The 16,039-nt window shown below is 64.5% G+C and carries 16 protein-coding genes; 10 read left to right on the top strand and 6 right to left on the bottom strand.

Annotated elements, in window-relative coordinates:
• Window positions 1-41: 41 nt before the first annotated feature.
• Entirely contained in the window at window positions 42-1,028 is a 987-nt protein-coding gene (gene dmeF / locus ACVOMB_RS14560; RefSeq protein WP_481531837.1) for a CDF family Co(II)/Ni(II) efflux transporter DmeF, read from the bottom strand.
• A 64-nt stretch (window positions 1,029-1,092) separates the two neighbouring features.
• Here dmeF and ACVOMB_RS14565 point away from each other — a divergent pair, with 64 nt between their 5' ends.
• The 5 genes from ACVOMB_RS14565 (at window position 1,093) to ACVOMB_RS14585 (ending at window position 5,737) form a co-directional block, all read left to right on the top strand.
• Complete coding sequence (locus ACVOMB_RS14565) at window positions 1,093-1,365, top strand: metal/formaldehyde-sensitive transcriptional repressor (protein WP_481531838.1); 273 nt, start codon at window positions 1,093-1,095, stop codon at window positions 1,363-1,365.
• A 245-nt stretch (window positions 1,366-1,610) separates the two neighbouring features.
• Complete coding sequence (locus ACVOMB_RS14570) at window positions 1,611-2,327, top strand: DUF3348 domain-containing protein (protein ID WP_481531839.1); 717 nt, start codon at window positions 1,611-1,613, stop codon at window positions 2,325-2,327.
• A 10-nt stretch (window positions 2,328-2,337) separates the two neighbouring features.
• Window positions 2,338-4,425, top strand: coding sequence for a DUF802 domain-containing protein (locus ACVOMB_RS14575; RefSeq protein ID WP_481531840.1), 2,088 nt, complete (start codon window positions 2,338-2,340; stop codon window positions 4,423-4,425).
• 5 nt (window positions 4,426-4,430) lie between these two features.
• The gene (locus ACVOMB_RS14580) at window positions 4,431-5,081 is read left to right on the top strand and encodes an OmpA family protein (protein ID WP_481531841.1); all 651 of its coding nucleotides are present in this window, start codon (window positions 4,431-4,433) and stop codon (window positions 5,079-5,081) included.
• Window positions 5,078-5,737, top strand: coding sequence for a DUF2894 domain-containing protein (locus ACVOMB_RS14585; RefSeq protein WP_481531842.1), 660 nt, complete (start codon window positions 5,078-5,080; stop codon window positions 5,735-5,737). Before ACVOMB_RS14580 ends, ACVOMB_RS14585 begins: the two co-directional genes overlap by 4 nt.
• Window positions 5,738-5,755: 18 nt before the next feature.
• Here the strand turns inward: ACVOMB_RS14585 and ACVOMB_RS14590 are convergent, their stop codons facing one another.
• From ACVOMB_RS14590 to ACVOMB_RS14610, 5 genes are all read right to left on the bottom strand, one after another.
• The gene (locus tag ACVOMB_RS14590) at window positions 5,756-7,123 is read right to left on the bottom strand and encodes a heavy metal sensor histidine kinase (protein WP_481531843.1); all 1,368 of its coding nucleotides are present in this window, start codon (window positions 7,121-7,123) and stop codon (window positions 5,756-5,758) included.
• Window positions 7,120-7,812, bottom strand: coding sequence for a heavy metal response regulator transcription factor (locus tag ACVOMB_RS14595; RefSeq protein ID WP_481531844.1), 693 nt, complete (start codon window positions 7,810-7,812; stop codon window positions 7,120-7,122). The genes ACVOMB_RS14590 and ACVOMB_RS14595 overlap by 4 nt, the downstream gene beginning before the upstream one ends.
• 25 nt (window positions 7,813-7,837) lie before the next feature.
• Entirely contained in the window at window positions 7,838-8,734 is an 897-nt protein-coding gene (copD, locus tag ACVOMB_RS14600; RefSeq protein WP_481531845.1) for a copper homeostasis membrane protein CopD, read from the bottom strand.
• Window positions 8,735-8,746: 12 nt separating this feature from the next.
• Window positions 8,747-9,127, bottom strand: a complete 381-nt coding sequence (copC, locus tag ACVOMB_RS14605; RefSeq protein WP_481531846.1) for a copper homeostasis periplasmic binding protein CopC — start codon at window positions 9,125-9,127, stop codon at window positions 8,747-8,749.
• Window positions 9,128-9,259: 132 nt separating this feature from the next.
• The gene (locus tag ACVOMB_RS14610) at window positions 9,260-9,940 is read right to left on the bottom strand and encodes a TetR/AcrR family transcriptional regulator (RefSeq protein WP_481531847.1); all 681 of its coding nucleotides are present in this window, start codon (window positions 9,938-9,940) and stop codon (window positions 9,260-9,262) included.
• Between the two features lie 154 nt (window positions 9,941-10,094).
• Here ACVOMB_RS14610 and ACVOMB_RS14615 point away from each other — a divergent pair, with 154 nt between their 5' ends.
• From ACVOMB_RS14615 to ACVOMB_RS14635, 5 genes are read left to right on the top strand one after another with little or no spacing between them, the layout of a single operon-like run.
• Window positions 10,095-10,898, top strand: coding sequence for an SDR family NAD(P)-dependent oxidoreductase (locus ACVOMB_RS14615; RefSeq protein WP_481531848.1), 804 nt, complete (start codon window positions 10,095-10,097; stop codon window positions 10,896-10,898).
• A 36-nt stretch (window positions 10,899-10,934) separates the two neighbouring features.
• Window positions 10,935-12,065, top strand: coding sequence for a DUF5938 domain-containing protein (locus tag ACVOMB_RS14620; protein ID WP_481531849.1), 1,131 nt, complete (start codon window positions 10,935-10,937; stop codon window positions 12,063-12,065).
• Between the two features lie 17 nt (window positions 12,066-12,082).
• The gene (locus ACVOMB_RS14625; protein ID WP_481531850.1) at window positions 12,083-13,642 is read left to right on the top strand and encodes an AMP-binding protein; all 1,560 of its coding nucleotides are present in this window, start codon (window positions 12,083-12,085) and stop codon (window positions 13,640-13,642) included.
• Between the two features lie 52 nt (window positions 13,643-13,694).
• On the top strand, window positions 13,695-14,564 hold the full coding sequence (locus ACVOMB_RS14630; protein WP_481531851.1) for a transporter: 870 nt from the start codon (window positions 13,695-13,697) through the stop codon (window positions 14,562-14,564).
• A gap of 49 nt (window positions 14,565-14,613) precedes the next feature.
• On the top strand, window positions 14,614-15,798 hold the full coding sequence (locus tag ACVOMB_RS14635; RefSeq protein WP_481531852.1) for a lipid-transfer protein: 1,185 nt from the start codon (window positions 14,614-14,616) through the stop codon (window positions 15,796-15,798).
• Window positions 15,799-16,039: the final 241 nt, after the last annotated feature.

Below are 16,039 nucleotides of genomic sequence, written 5' to 3' on the forward strand. Positions count from 1 at the left end.
CACTGTCTAGGCGCGTGTCGGCGCCGCGGGCTGTTCCGTGTTTATGTTGGTTGTGCGCCCGCCGCTGGGGGCCCCCCGGCGCGCCCCCCACTACGCACCTCCACCGTCACATGCACGATCTCTTCGTGGATCGCCAAGGCGCGATGGAATACCTCCGCCGCTACCACCGTTTCGGTCACCACTTCCATAGCGCAGGCATAGCGGCCACGGCCGACCTGCCACACGTGCAGGTCACTGATGTGGGCAGGCACTTCACCCTGCTCCACCGCTTCGCGAATCTCGGCCACCACCGGTGCATCCATTTCCGCATCCAGCAGCACGCCGCTGGTCTGCTTGATCAAGCCCCAGGCCCAGACCGACACCAATACCGCACCAACGATGCCCATCAGCGGGTCCAGCCATGAGGCGCCGAAGTACAGGCCACCGAGCAGGGCGATGATCGCCAGCACCGAAGTTGCCGCGTCCGCCAGCACATGCAGGTAGGCCGAGCGTTGGTTCAGATCGTGGTGGTGATGGTGGTGATCGCCATGCGTGTGGTGGTCATGCCCATGATCGTGACCATGATGATGATGTTGATCGCGCAGCCACCACGCACACAGCAGGTTCACCGCCAGCCCAACCACCGCGATCGCAATGGCCTGTTGGTAATGAATCGGGCTGGGCTTGAACACGCGCAGGATGGACTCGAAGGCCATGATCGCGGCCACCCCCAGCAACAGGATCGCGCTGGTGTAGCCGGCCAGTATCTCGATCTTCCAGGTACCGAAGGCAAAGCGCGGATCATCGCGGTAGCGCCGTGCACAGGCATAGGCGAACGCCGCCAAGCCAAGCGCCAAAGCGTGCGAGCTCATATGCCAGCCATCGGCCAGCACCGCCATCGAGTTGAACCACCAGCCACCGGCGATCTCCACCACCATCATCACGATGGTCAGCACCATGGCGCGGCGGGTGTTCTTCTCCGCCATCGGATTGCCTTCGCTGAAAGCGTGGCTGTGGCGGCGGGACTGGGCGAGTGCGGCGAGTTGCATGGAAGCTCTGCGGGGCGGGAAGTCGGCGTGATCATATACCCCCATGGGGTATATGATGTGGCCCATGGCTCACATCCAACGCGACAAGAAAAAGCTGCTGACCCGGGTGCGGCGCATCGCCGGCCAGGTGGCTGCACTGGAACAGGCACTGGAGAGCGGTGATGACTGCGACGCTGTGCTGGTGCAGATCGCCGCGGCCAAAGGCGCCATGCACGGGCTGATGCTGGAAGTGATGGCCGGTCATCTGAGTGACCACGTCGTCGCCGAAGCGGACCCGGCCAAGCGCGCGGCCGAGGCCGAGCTGCTGCTGGAACTGCTCAAGCGCCATGCACGCTGAGCCGGGCTACGGCGCGCTTGTTATCGGGCCTCGGCTCTCTTGTGGGAGTGGTGCAAGCCGTGAAGCAAGCCTCGCGGGAGCCATTGGCGCTGGTGCAATCTGGTGATGTGTGTGCTTCGCGGCTTACACCGCTCCCACAGAGAGCCCGTCCGGGCGCAGGCGCCGACAGGGTCCCCGGCCCTGAACCTCCGGGCGAGGGCGCAGTTTGCGCCAGCATGTAAAATGACCAATTTTTAGTCAGGACCATGGCGAAAGCATCCGAACGGGCGCCCGTTCTGGGCCCGGCGTTCATTCGCCTGCTGGCCCGCTTCAATGACGAGGGAGCATCCCCTACGGCGCCTGCGGTGCCGGAGCGGCTGGCGCAGTGGTTCGACTGGAACCGTGCCATCATCCTGTCCAAGGCGCTGGACAACCCGCCGCCGGAGCCCGAACCCGGTGCCGCCTACGCGCCGGCGCAAGATGCTGAATACGCCAATGCGCGGATCAAGCTGGTGGAGGCCATCCAGGCCGAGATCGACCTCAGCCCGCCACGCAACCCGCCACCTGCCGACGCCGAGTTGCCACCCGGCTTCGCTCCCTACCGCCAGCATTACCTGAACCAGCAACGCGCCATGCAGACCGCCAGCGGTCGCCTGCGCGGCCGCCTGCGTGACATGCTGGCGCGGCAATCCCCGGCCAAGGCGCGCCTGGCCGAAGTCGACGCGGTGATGGAAGCCACCCTCAGCCCGCGCGAACACAGCCTGCTTTCCCATGTGCCGGCGCTGCTCGGCCTGCACTACCAACGGCTGCTCGCTGCAGCCGCGCATGACCCCGCCGATGCAACCGCATCGGATACCACCGCGGCACCCACCGGCCCCTGGCTGGTCACGTTCCGGCAAGACCTGCGCATCGCGCTGCTGGCCGAACTGGATGTCCGCTTCCACCCCATCGATGGCCTGCTCGCAGCGCTACGCACCCGGTAATCCGTACCTCATGTCCAGAAACCTCGTTGCTGTCGTTGTCTTCCTTGTTGGCCTGCTGGCCGTGTGCTGGATCGGTGTGGGCTATGCCGGCACCCATCCGCTGGCCGCCGTGGTCGCCGCAATCATCGCCGCCTGCTATCTGGCCGGCGCGGTGGAACTGTTCCGCTACCGCCAGGCCACCAGCACCCTGCAGCAGGCCTTGCCGGCCATCGGCGAAGCGGCAGACAACCTCGACGGCTGGCTCAGCCGTCTGCAGCCGGGCCTGCGCGGTCCGGTGCGCCTGCGTGTGCAGGGCGAACGCGTCGGCCTGCCCGCACCTGCGTTGACCCCCTATCTGGTCGGCCTGCTGGTGTTGCTGGGCATGCTCGGCACCCTGCTCGGCATGATGGCGACCCTGCGCGGCACCGGTCTGGCGCTGGAAAGCGCGACCGACCTGGATGCGATCCGCAGCTCGCTGGCCGCACCGGTCAAGGGTTTGGGTTTCGCCTTCGGCACCTCGATTGCCGGTGTTGCCAGCTCGGCCGCACTCGGCCTGCTGTCGGCGCTGCTGCGTCGTGAGCGCGCGCAGACCGTGCAGGAACTGGATGCCAGCATCGCCAGCCAGCTGCACACGCACTCGCAGCGTTTCCAGCGCGGCGAAACCTTCCGCCTGCTGCAGGAACAGAACGCGCTGATGCCGACCCTGGTCGAGCGTCTGCAGTCGATGATGAGCAGCCTTGAGCAGCAGCATCAGAGCAACAACGAACGCCTGCAGGCCAGCCAGCAGGAGTTCCACCAGCGCACCGAAGCGGCCTACACGCAGCTGGCTGCATCGCTGCAGCAATCGATGCAGGCCGGCATCAGCCAGCAGGCGAATGCCGTTGGCGCCGCACTGCAGCCAGTGGTTGATGCAACCATGGCCGGCCTGGCTGACAAATCCAACGCCCTGCACGCCAGCATCGACAGCGCCGTGCACAAGCAGCTCGACGGCATCAATGCCGCCGTGCAAAGTGCGGCCGCAACTGCCGGCAGCAGCTGGAGCAATGCACTGGACGCACAGCAGCGCAGCAACAGCGCGCTCAACGAACAGCTGCAGCAGGCGCTGGCACAGTTCAGCAGCACCTTCGAGCAGCGTTCCAACAGCCTGATTGATGGCGTCGCCGCGCGCATGGAAGACAACGTCGGCCGCACCGCCGAGGCGTGGCGCGATGCACTGGCAAAGCAGCACAGCACGCACGACCAACTGGCACAGCGTAATGAGCAGGCTTTGCTTAGCGCGTCGTCCGCATTCGAGCAACACGCACAGTCGTTGTTGTCTTCGCTGCAGCAATCGCATGGAGAGCTGCAGAGCGCCTTCGCCGAGCGCGATGAACAGCGTCTGGGTCAGTGGTCGCAGGCACTCACGGCGATGGTTGCCACACTGGACAGCAGTTGGCAGCGCAATGGCGAAGCAGTCGCCCAGCGTCAGCAGCAGATCTGCGACAGCCTGGCGCAGACCACCCAGAGCATGAGCGAACAACAGCAGACGCAGGCCCGCGACACCATCGCCGAGATCTCGCGTCTGGTGCAGAGCGCTTCGGAAGCACCGCGTGCCGCCGCCGAAGTGGTGGCCGAGTTGCGCCAGAAGCTGTCCGACAGCATGGTCCGCGACACCGCCATGCTGGAAGAACGCAGCCACCTGCTGTCGACGCTGGAAACCCTGCTTGGCGCGGTTACCCACGCATCGACCGAACAGCGCAGCGCGGTCGACGCACTGGTCAGCACCTCGGCCGATCTGCTCGAACGCGTCGGCAGCCGCTTCAGCACCCAGCTCGAAAGCGAGACCAGCAAGCTCGACCACGCCGCCGCCAACGTCACTGCCAGCGCGGTGGAGATGGCCAGCCTGGGCGATGCCTTCGGCAGTGCGGTGCAGCTGTTCGGCCAGTCCACCGCGGCCTTGAACGAACGCCTGCAGCTGATCGAAAGCGCGTTGGACAAGTCGCTGGCGCGCAGCGATGAGCAGCTGGCTTACTACGTCGCGCAGGCGCGCGAAGTGGTGGACCTGAGCATGCTCTCGCAGAAGCAGATCATCGGCGAACTGCAGCAGCTGGCCGAAGCCCGCGACAACGCTGGAGCCTGAGCGCGATGAGCGACGAAATCGAATTCGACGCCGAATCCAGCGCCACCACCTGGGCGGCGTTCGGCGACCTGATGTCGGTGCTGCTCGGTGCCTTCGTGCTGATCCTGGCCAGCGTGATCGGCATCCAGCTGTTGCTGCACAACCGGCTGGATGAAGAGGTCAAGCAACGCCAGGAGCAGACCGCCAAGCTGAAGACCTTGGAACAGGCCTTGGCTGCACCGCTGGCGGCCGGCCGCGTCACCGTGATCAACGGCCGCATCGGCATCAGCGGCAGCGTGTTGTTCGCGCTCAACTCCGACCAGCTGCAGCCGGAAGGCCGTGAGCTGCTGCAGAGTATCGCCGCGCCATTGCGGGACTATCTGGGCGCACGCGAGGAGATCCTGATGGTCAGCGGCTTCACCGACAACCAGCCAGTGCGCGTGGTCCATGGCCGCTTCGCCGATAACCTGGAGTTGTCGGCTGCACGTGCACTTACCGTCACCCGTACCCTGATCGCCGATGGCGTGCCGTCGCAGTCGGTATTCGCTGCGGCATTCGGTGCCGAGCAGCCGGTCAGCAGCAACGATGACGAAGCGGGCCGCGCCAAGAACCGCCGCGTCGAGATCGCGCCGATCCCGCGTCCCAAGCAGGTCGACAAGGCCGATGCCGCGCAATGATGCCCGCTGATTCGGCAGCACTCGCACAGCTGCAGGCATGGCGCGAAAGCGGCGCGGATCGTTTCGATCCGCCACGTTTCGAGCTGATCGCGGCGCTGGCGCAGCGCGCACAGCGCTACGCGGGCAGCGCGCGCGCGCAGTTGGATGCACGCTTGTCGCAATTGACCGACGCATATGCGCAGCTTGTTGCCGTCGAAGTTAAGGAGCCTGCCGCAGATACCTGCGCTGAAAGCCCTTTGCAGTCATTGCTGCAGCAGCTGGAAGCAGATCCCCTGCAGTACCAGTTGCCGCTGAGCACCGCCAACGCAGCAATTGGCGACAGCGACACTGGCGATAGCACCGAAGCAGTGTTGATGCCGGCACTGGATGAATTCCAGCAGCTATGGAGCCGCATCCGCATCGACAGCCTGTTGCGGCAGTGTCTGGATTCGCTGCCAGAAGATGCCGGTCCATTGAACTCCAGTGTGCTCACCTATCGCGCGATGGCGCTGATGCAGGAGCTGTCGCCGGAGTACCTGCAGCACTTCATCGCCTACGTGGACGTGCTTACCTGGATGGAGCAACTAGGCGCCAGCAGTCCGCAAAGCAACACCGGCCGCGCTTCCGGCAGCCGCAAGCCGCCGCGCGCGAGCACAGGCAAACGCAAAAAGACCTAGCGCTTCAACGCGCGCCGTTCATGCCAGCGGCAGCTGCAGACTGAACACCGTGCCTTGTACTGTGGAAACCACCTGCACCTGCCCGCCATGCGCCTGGGCGATGGCGCGGGTGATCGCCAAACCCAAGCCTGCACCCTCACCATGGCCACGCCCGCGCGAACGATCCGCGCGATAGAAGCGGTCGAACAGTCGCGGCAATACCTCGGCAGGAATCGGCGCACCTGGATTGCGGACTTCGATATTGCAGCGCCCATCGTTGCTGCGGATACGTATCTGAACCACGCCGCCAGGCGGGCAATGCTGGATGGCGTTGGAAAGCAGGTTGGCAACGGCACGATGGATCATCAAACGATTGCCCTGCAGATCGACATCACCGTCGCGCTGCAGCTGCACTTGTTTGTCTTCAGCCAACAAACCATAGAACTCCAGCAAGGCATCCACCAGGCTGCCCAGCGCTACGCGCTCGCGGGTTGGCAACGCGTCCACTGCTTCGGCCTGGGCCAGATACAGCATGTCCGCAACGATGCGCGACAGCCGCTGCATCTCCTCGGCGCAGGAACCCAAGGCATCGCGATAGGCGACGTTGTCGCGCGGCTGCGCCAGCACCACGTGCACCTGGGTAAGCAGGTTGGTGATCGGCGTGCGCAACTCATGGCTGAGGTCTGCGGAGAATTCGGACAGACGCACGAAATCGTTCTGTAGCCGCGCCAGCATGCTGTTCAAGGTCTGCGCGAGGTGATCGAGCTCGGCCGGTGCCGCGCCCACTGACAGGCGCCGGTCGAGATGCTCGGTGGTGATCTGCTTGGCTTCATCGGCCAGGCTTTGCAGCGGCCGCAGCGTGCGCCGCACCACGTAGCCACCGAGCAGGCTGCTGGCCACCGCCGCCAACACAATGCAGGCCGCAAGCAGCTGGTGGAAGCCTCGCAGGAACGGCGCGTGGCGGGCGCCGTCAATCGCCAACAACAAGATCAACGGGCGGCCCTGTTGCACCTGCCGCAGATGCAGAACGATGAAGCGGTTGCCATCCGGCAGGCGCCACAGCTGTTGCCGCAGCTGCGCCGTCGGTGAATGCTGCTGCGCATAGGCCAACAAGGTGGATGGCGCGGTAGAGAACAGAACATTACCGTCGCCATCGCCAATCCAGAAGGCGATATCGGGATGATGACCCAGAGCTTCACCCAGGCGCTGTCCGAGCTCCTGCGGCGGCACGGTCGCCGCCATATCGCTGATCAGTGCCGCCTTGTTCTCCAGCTCGGCGTGGTCCAGGGCATTGAAGTTGTGCCGCACCGCCTGGTCGATGGCGATGCCGAGTACCGCCATCACCAACACACTGATCGTGGCCAGCAGTGCGGTCAACCGCCAGACGGTGGAGCGGCGCCGCGTCACGCATCGTCACCGGCGGCTGGCGCTTCCAGCACATAGCCCATGCCGCGCACCGTAACGATGAGCTTGTCGGCGAAATCGTCGTCGATCTTGGCGCGCAGCCGGCGTACCGCGACATCGATGACGTTGGTGTCGCTGTCGAAGTTCATGTCCCACACCTGCGATGCGATCAGCGAGCGCGGCAGCACTTCACCACGGCGCCGCGCCAGCAGTTCCAGCAAGGCGTACTCCTTTTGGCTGAGTTGGATGCGGCGCTCGCCGCGCTGCACGCGGCGGCGCAGGGTATCCACCACCAGATCGGCGATGACGATGCGCTCTGCCTGCGGCTGAACCTGGCCGCGACGCAACAAGGTACGCACCCGCGCCAGCAGTTCGACAAAGGCGAAGGGTTTGACCAGGTAATCGTCGGCGCCCAGTTCCAGGCCTTGCACGCGATCAGGGATGCTGCTGCGCGCGGTCAGGAACAGCACCGGCAGCGGATTGCCTGCATCACGCAGCCGCGCCAACACGCTCCAACCGTCCATGCCCGGCAACATCACATCCAGGATCAGCAGCTGATAGTCGCCGCTGCTGGCAAGGTGCAGCCCGTCCACGCCATCGGCGACCAGGTCCACCACATACCCAGCCTCTTCGAGCCCTTGGCGCAGATAGCTGCCGGTCTTGGGTTCGTCTTCGACGATCAACAACTTCATTGCGGGTCCTCGAAGCAGCGCTGGCTCAGGCGGTGGGGTCAAGCGTACCCAGTACGGCGACACATGCCAGTACCAGCAGCGCCAACGCAGCTTCGAGCGACAGGCTGCGGCGCAGTGCCCGCAATGGGTTGGCGGCCTTGGTCTGCAGTGCTGCGGCCAGAGCCGGCACCAATCGCCAACGGTGCAAGGCTGCCAGCAGCAGCATGCCGGCCACCAGCAGCAGCTTGAACGACAGCCAACGCCCGTGCGTGGTCCCGGTAAGGCTGGCGATGCTACCCCCCAGATCGATGTAGCTGATGCTGCCGGTAACGGCCAGCAACGCGACGATGACCGTGCCAGGCAGCGCGAAGCCACGCAGGCCGGCCAACAACGCCACTGCGCGCTCACCTTGTGGCTGCTGTTGGCTGCGCCGTAGCAAGCTCAGCAAGGCCACGATGGCGCCCAGCCATGCACCGGCAGCAAGCAGGTGGATGATGCCAGCCAACAGCCGCGGCCAGCCCTGCAGGTAGTCGCCGGCGCCGGCATGACCATTCCAGGCAAGGCTGGCCAGCGCGATGGCGGCCAATGCTGTCTGTGGCAGCAGTTGGCGCGCGTGCTGACGCCGCGGCAGCAACAGGAGCAGCAGCAAGGCCAGCACCGCGCCGCGCACCAAGGCGGCACGACCGGCGGTGGTGGCGCCGATGAACCAGGCCAGATCATCTACACCCAGTGCATCCGGCGCGATGTCGAGCAAGGTGGAAACGCGCAGAGTCGCGTCCAGCAACACCATCACCAGACCACCCACCGCCAGCAGCACGCCCCAACTGCGCCAGCCCAGCAGCGGCGCCAACCGCTGACTGCGCGCGAACAGCGGCACGCCGAACAGCAGCATCAGGTCCACATACAACAGGAAACGCAGCGCGTAGACAAAGGACTCCGACATCATCCGGCCTGCTTACTTGACGCTGAAATCGATCTCGCCACTCATCGGGTGGCTGTCCGATCCCACCGTGCGCCACTGCAGGCGGTAGTTGCCCGGCACCAAGGCTGCATTGGGCACGGTGCGCAGGGTGCGGCCATCGGCAAGTACCTGCGCAGGCGCCGCTGCCACCTTCATCCACAGGCGGCCATGGCCCATGAACAACTCGGCGCGCGATCCGCGTGCCAGCAAGTCTTCGCTGAAGGTCACATCGATCTGGGTAGGCGCGGCAACGGCGGCGTTGGCAGCAGGGCTGGAGCTCAGCACACGCGGATGCGCGATTGCAGCGGCCGACATGAAGACGCCAGCCAGCAGCACGGCGGCAGCGGAGAGGGAAAAACGACGAAGTAATGACATGACCGGCACCTGCAGGAGAGGTGCTCAGGCTAGGCGCGGCCAGCTGTCATCGGCCTGACCTGGAGATTACGAAACTGTCAGGAAGCGCGGTTGCAACGGCCTTCTTCGATAGCAACAGACCAGGCCAACGGCCTAACCCAGAAGCAGCGGCATCACCTTTTTGGTCTGCATTTGCAGGTTCTTCGCCGCATCAGTATCGCCGCTGACGTGCTCCAACAATGCCCGCTGGAACAAGCCATCCATCAATGCATAGGCCACTTCCGGCGTCACCGCCAGCGACTTCTTGTTGAACGCGGCGTAGCACGTCACCACCCGCCAGACCATGTCCTGCAACAGCAGGTCGATCTCTGCAACATCTTCGCGCAGAAAGCCTTCAAACAAGGCCTGTGAGCGCAGGTCGTACCACAGGCTGTGCACCCTCGCATCGTTCTGCAAGGTCTCGCCAAGGCGGGTAAGAAAGCCGTTTGCAAGCTCCTCCACCGAACGCGCATTGGCAATCACGTCGTCATAGCGCGTGGCGCAATGCACTTTGTACTCACGGATGCTGCAGCTGATCAGGTCCAGTTTGTCGGTGAAGTAATAGTGCAGCACGCCATGGCTGTACTCGGAGTTCTGCGCGATCTCGCGCAGGCTGGTGCGCGCATAACCCAGATCCGCCAGGGTCAACAACGTGGCCTGGGCCAACTCGCTGCGGCGCGCGGCGAACTTGTCGGCCGGCACCGCCAGCTGCCTGCGCACAGGCGATTTGGCCGGCGATGCAGCAGCGGATTTTGACAACCGACGGGGCGTGGACGGCACGGCACTTCCATTCATGAACTCGAGCCTGATTCTGCCATTGCGCGGCGCAGCATGACAATTGTCCAGAAATATCTTTACATCCGTCCAAAGTTTGTTTGACGAGTGTCAAGGAATGCCGGCGCAGGCCATCCCGACCGCGCCGTAACGCAGCACATCGAGCGAGAACAGCATGAGCGAGCAGAGCTTGGTTGGTCGTAAGGCGCTGGTTACCGGGGGTGCACGTGGCATCGGCGCGGCCATTGCCGCCGCACTGGCACAGGCCGGGGCGGCGGTGATGATTGGAGACATCCTCGACGAGGCCGGCCGCGCCACCGCGGCGGCGCTGGCGCAGGAAGGAGCACAGGCGGGCTTCGTGCACCTGGACGTGGCCGACGACGGGCAGTGGCAGCACGCCGTGGCAACCACGGTGGCGACGCTGGGCGGGTTCGACCTGCTGGTCAACAACGCCGGCATCGAGGTCACCGCGTTGATCGCCGACATCGACGCCGCTGGCCTGCGCCGCATGTGCGAGGTCAACATCATCGGCACCGCGCTGGGCATGAAGCACGCGTTCCGCGCGATGCGTCCTGACGGCATTGCCGGTGACGGCGGCTCGGTGGTCAACATCGCCTCGGTTGCCGCCACCATCGCCTTCCCGGCCATTGCCGGTTATTCCGCCACCAAGTCGGCGGTGGACCGGATGACCCGGGTCGCGGCGATGGAGGCCGGCAAGCTCGGTTACGGGGTGCGGGTGAACTGCATCTACCCGGGGCTGATCGCCACCGAGATGGGCCTGCAGCTGGCCAACGACATCGTCGGCAACGGGCTGGCGGCAGACGTACCGGCAGCGGTCGGTGCGGTGATTGAACAAACCCCGTTGGGGCGCTTGGCCGAGGTGGAGGAAGTCGCCGAAGCGGTGGTGTTCCTGTCCTCGCAGCGCGCGCGCTTCATCACCGGTGCGGGGCTGCCGGTGGATGGCGGCATGGGTATGTAAGCCCGACCCGATCTTACTTTTGAACAGGAGAAATCCATGAGCAACAAGCGCCCCGTGGTGGTCTACGGTGCGTCCGGTTACACCGGGCGCCTGATCTGCGAATACCTGCGCGAATACGGTATCCCCTTCATCGCTGCCGGTCGCAGCGCCGACAAGCTGCACGCTGCGATGCAGTGCAACGTCGCCGGCATCGAAACCGCCGATTACGATGTGGTTGCCGTCGAACACGACGTTGCCGCGCTGACCGAGCTGTTCCGCGGTGCCAAGGTAGTACTCAACACCGTTGGCCCATTCAGCCGCTATGGCGATGTGGTGGTGGAGGCCTGCCTGGCCAGCGGCTGCCATTACGCCGATACCACCGGCGAGCAGGACTGGCTGATCCATCTGGATGAACACTGGGGCGCGCGATTTGCCGCTGCCGGGCTGCTGCTATCGCCGGGTATCGCGCACATGTACACAACCGGCGAGATCGCCGCGCAGCTGTGCCTGGAAACACCCGGGTTGGATACCTTGGATATCGCCGTGTTCTGGGGTGGCAGCCCGACCATCGCCTCCACCCAGACCATCCTGGTCAACGCGGCGATGTCCAAGGCCTACTACCTGCAGCAGAACCAGTACGTCGAATGGGAGGCGGATGCAGGCCTGTACCAACTGAGCATCCCAGGCCAGCACGAAGCGGCACTGGCCCTGCCATGGGGTGGCACCTCGCACCCAGTGTGGTTCCGCCGCGACCCGCGTGTGGCCAATGTGCGCGTGCTTGGCGGTGTGTTCAACAAACCACTGATGCAGGGCGTGCCAAAGATTGTTGCAGCCGCCCTGGAAGCAACCAAGGACATGCCGCCGGAGCAGCGCTACGCGGCCTTGGCGCAGACCGCATCCGGGGTGATGAACAGCATGCCGCCCCGTGAAAACCCACGCATCAACAAATCGGTGGACTCGGTGCATGCCTCCGGTCCGTTGGGGCGCGCGCACTGCGTGATCCATGGCAACTGCAATTACAAGCAGACCGGGTTGCTGCAGGCCTTCACTGCGGCGTGGCTGCTGCAGCAACCGCCCAAGCGGGTGGGCTTTGCGTCGGCCTGCCAGGCATTTGGCCACCACGAGTTGCTGGGCGCACTGCGCAGCTTCGGGCTGGTGCAGGCACCGCTGTTGACCGTGCAGGCCTGAGCGCAGGGACCACGACGATGCGACTGATTGACTACCTCGACAAAGGCGCCTCGCTTGGTGCACAGGCGCCCTGCCTGAGCATGGACGGCACCGAGCTGAGCTACGCGCAGGTGCAGGCATTGAGCTACCGCGTCGGCCGCGCATTGGCGGCCAGCGGCGTGGCTCCGGGCGAGAAGGTGGCCATTCTGTCGGGCAACAACCTCTTCGCGTTCTGCTGCGTATTCGGCATCTCGCGTAGCGGCGCGGTGTGGTGCCCGATCAATCCACGCAATGAAGCGGGTGAAAACCGCGCGGTGCTGGATGGCTTTGACTGCAGCGCACTGATTTTCCACAGCACCTACGCAGCGATGGTGCGGACCATGCTGCCGGATCTGCCCAAGCTGCGCGCGGTGATATGCCTCGACGCCGAGCTGGATATCGCTCCTGCCCTGCAGCAGTGGTTGTTCGCACACGACGACACGCCCTTTCAACGCGAGCCGTTGGACGATGTGGTGATGCTGCCCGGCACCGGCGGCACCACCGGGACACCCAAGGGAGTGATGCTGACCGGACGCAATCTGGAGGCGATGACCGCCACGGTCTTGATGCGTTACCCCTTCAGCGGCAGGCCGGTGTATCTGGCGCTGGCACCGCTCACCCATTCCGCCGGGGTATTCGCGCTGCCGATGCTGGCCTTGGGGGGGCGCATCGTGATCATGGGCCATGCCGATTACGGCGCGTTCCTGCAGCTGATCGAACGCCACCGGGTTACCCATACGCTGCTGCCGCCCACCGCGTTGTACATGCTGCTGGACCACCCGGCCCTGGACAGCACCGACCTGGGCTCACTGCAGTGCTTCTGGTATGGCGCCGCACCGATCTCTCCGCAGCGCCTGTCCGATGCACTGCAACGGATCGGCCCGATGGCACAGTTCTTCGGCCAGACCGAAGCACCGATGGTGGTGTCGACGCTGGCCCCGCGTGATCACTACAACGACGACGGCAGCATCGCCCTGCAGCGGCTGACATCGGCCGGGCAGCCTGCACCGTTGACCCAGGTGGCGGTGATGGACGATGCCGGGCAGCTGCTGCCGACCGGAAGCCGCGGCGAGATCGTAGTGCGTGGTTCGTTGGTGATGGCTGGCTATTACAACAACCCCGAGGCCAGTGCCGAGGCCGCACGCCACGGCTGGCATCACACCGGCGACATCGGCTATCTGGACAGCGCCGGCTTCCTGTACATCGTCGACCGCGCCAAGGACATGATCATCACCGGCGGCTTCAATGTGTACTCGATCGAAGTGGAGCAGGTACTGCAGGCGCACCCTGCCGTACAGGACTGTGCGGTGATCGGCCTGCCCGATGACAAGTGGGGCGAGCGCATCGTTGCCGTGGTGGAACTGCGCCACGGTGCCGAGAGCAGTGCCGAAGAACTCATTGCCTTTGCCCGTCAACAGCTGGGTGGGGTCAAGGCGCCCAAGCAGATCGAGCTGTGGCCGGTCCTGCCCAAGTCCAAGGTCGGAAAAATCGTCAAACCCGAAATCCGTGCGGCCTTGTTGGCCACCGACACCCTGCCCCATGCACCGCTACCGGAGTGATACCGGCGCGGCATGGAGCATTCATCGCAGTACACCGATCTGGAGGATTTACATGTTGAGCAAGCGCACCACTGCCGTTGCCATCACCGCCCTCTTGTTCGCCGGTAATGCCGCAGCGATCGACATCATGCCCGGCGACTACACGGTGCTGCCAAAAGGCACCACGCTGGGTCTGTTCTACGCCGGTCATTCCAGCAGCAACGAGTTCTCGCTGGATGGGGTCGGCAGGATTCCCAGCTCGCATCTGGATACCAACCTGGGCATCGCCCGCGTGCTGCACTACAGCCAGATCGGCAACATGCCGGTGGCCTACCAGGCCTTCCTGCCGTTCGGCAGCCTGGACAACTTCAAGGTCGGCGGCGCCAAGCCCGATGCCAACGATGGCGTGGGCGATCTGACCCTGGGTTTCACCACCTTCTTTGCCACGCCTGCCGAGCCGAGCAAGGGCACCACGGTTGGCGTGACCTGGTACCTGACAACGCCAACCGGCAGCTACGACCTGGGCAAGCCCGGGCTGGGTTCGGGCACCTACACCTTCATGCCGCAGCTGGGCGTGATCCATGGCTTCGGCAACGGCTGGTTCTTCGATGGCGCACTGGACGTGGCCATGCAGAAGGATCACCGCGAGCGCGGCGTGGAAGTCTCGGTCGACCCGAGCTGGCAGGCGCAGGCCTACCTGCGCAGGCAGTTGTCGGCAGCCACCTCGGTGTCGTTCGGTTACTCCGCGGTAACCGGCGGCAAGTCATTCAAGGACGATGTCTACGACCTGCAGAAAACCCGTGGTGATGTGGTCAAAGTCTTCGCCAGCCACATGTTCACGCCGAGCTTCCAGGTCAACGGCATGCTCGGCACCGAGTTCAATACCGAAGGTGGCTTCAGGGACAAGCTGATCACCCAGGTGCGACTGATGAAGGTGTTCTGAGCATGATCAGCGCAGCTCACAACCTGCCACTGGGGCGAGGATGATTGCGATGGAGGGATACGCCTTGGTGGTGGGTGTGGGCATGACCCCCTTCAGCAAACCCGGGACCAGCCCGCCCTATCCGTTGATGGCTGCCGACGCCGGCCGCAAGGCCTTGGCCGATGCCGGTATCGACTACGCCGATGTGCAGCAGGCTTACGTCGGCCACGTCTATGGCGATTCCACCAGCGGCCAGCGCGCGGTGTACGAGCTCGGCCTGAGCGGCATCCCCGTGGTCAACGTCAACAACAACTGCTCCACCGGATCGACAGCACTGTGGCTGGCGCGACAGGCTGTCCAGTCCGGTGCGGCCGAATGCGTGTTGGCACTGGGCTTCGAGCAGATGCGACCTGGTGCGCTTGGCACATTGTTCGATGACCGCGAATCGCCGTTGCAGCGGCATCAGGCAGTGCTCAGCAAACTGCACGGCGAAAACGCGGCGCCGTTGGCCGCCCAGCTGTTTGGCGCGGCCGGGCGCGAGTACCAGCAACGCTACGGCATCGCCCGCGAAACCTTCGGCCGCATTGCGGTGAAGGCGCGCAGGCATGCCTGCAACAATCCGTATGCCTTGTTCGCGCAACCGCTGACACTGGAGCAAGTGATGGCTTCGCCGCTGGTCTACGACCCACTCACACGCTACCAGTGCTGCCCGCCCACCTGCGGCGCGGCCGGCGCGATTCTGTGCTCGGAGGCGTTTGCGCGCCGCCATGGCCTGCTCGGCAAGGCCGTGCGCATCCTCGCCCAGGCGATGACTACCGATGGCCCGGACAGCTTTGCCAGTTCGATGATCGACACGGTTGGCTACGGCATGTCGCAACGTGCTGCCGCACAGGTCTATGAAAGCGCCGGCATCGGTCCAGACGAAGTGCAGGTAGTGGAACTGCATGACTGCTTCACCAGCAACGAGCTGCTCAGCTATGAGGCACTGGGACTGTGCGCGGAGGGCGACGCCGAGCGTTTCATCATCGAGGCCGACAACACCTACGGCGGCAAGGTAGTGGTCAATCCTTCCGGCGGCCTGCTGTCCAAAGGCCATCCACTCGGCGCGACCGGGCTGGCGCAATGCGCCGAGTTGGTATGGCAGCTACGCGGCCAGGCCGACGCGCGGCAAGTAGACAATGCCCGCATCGGTCTGCAACACAATATTGGTCTTGGCGGCGCCTGCGTGGTGACGCTGTATCAGAAGGCGGGGTAATGCAGACAGCACACGACAAAGGGCGCGGATATCCGTGCCCTTTGTTGTTGATGCGAACCTGATCGACTGAATACGTATAAGCCGTTGCTTACAACGGCACGCACACCGGCTTTTGTAGGAGCGGCGTCAGCCGCGAAGCAGGTACATCAGCAGATGGCACAGATACCAAGAACCTCAACAATGTCAGCTTCGCGGCTTACACCGCTCCTACAAACAAACGCTGACCCATGCCGGATTGCGA

It is taken from the genome of Stenotrophomonas sp. STEN018 (assembly GCF_056760235.1).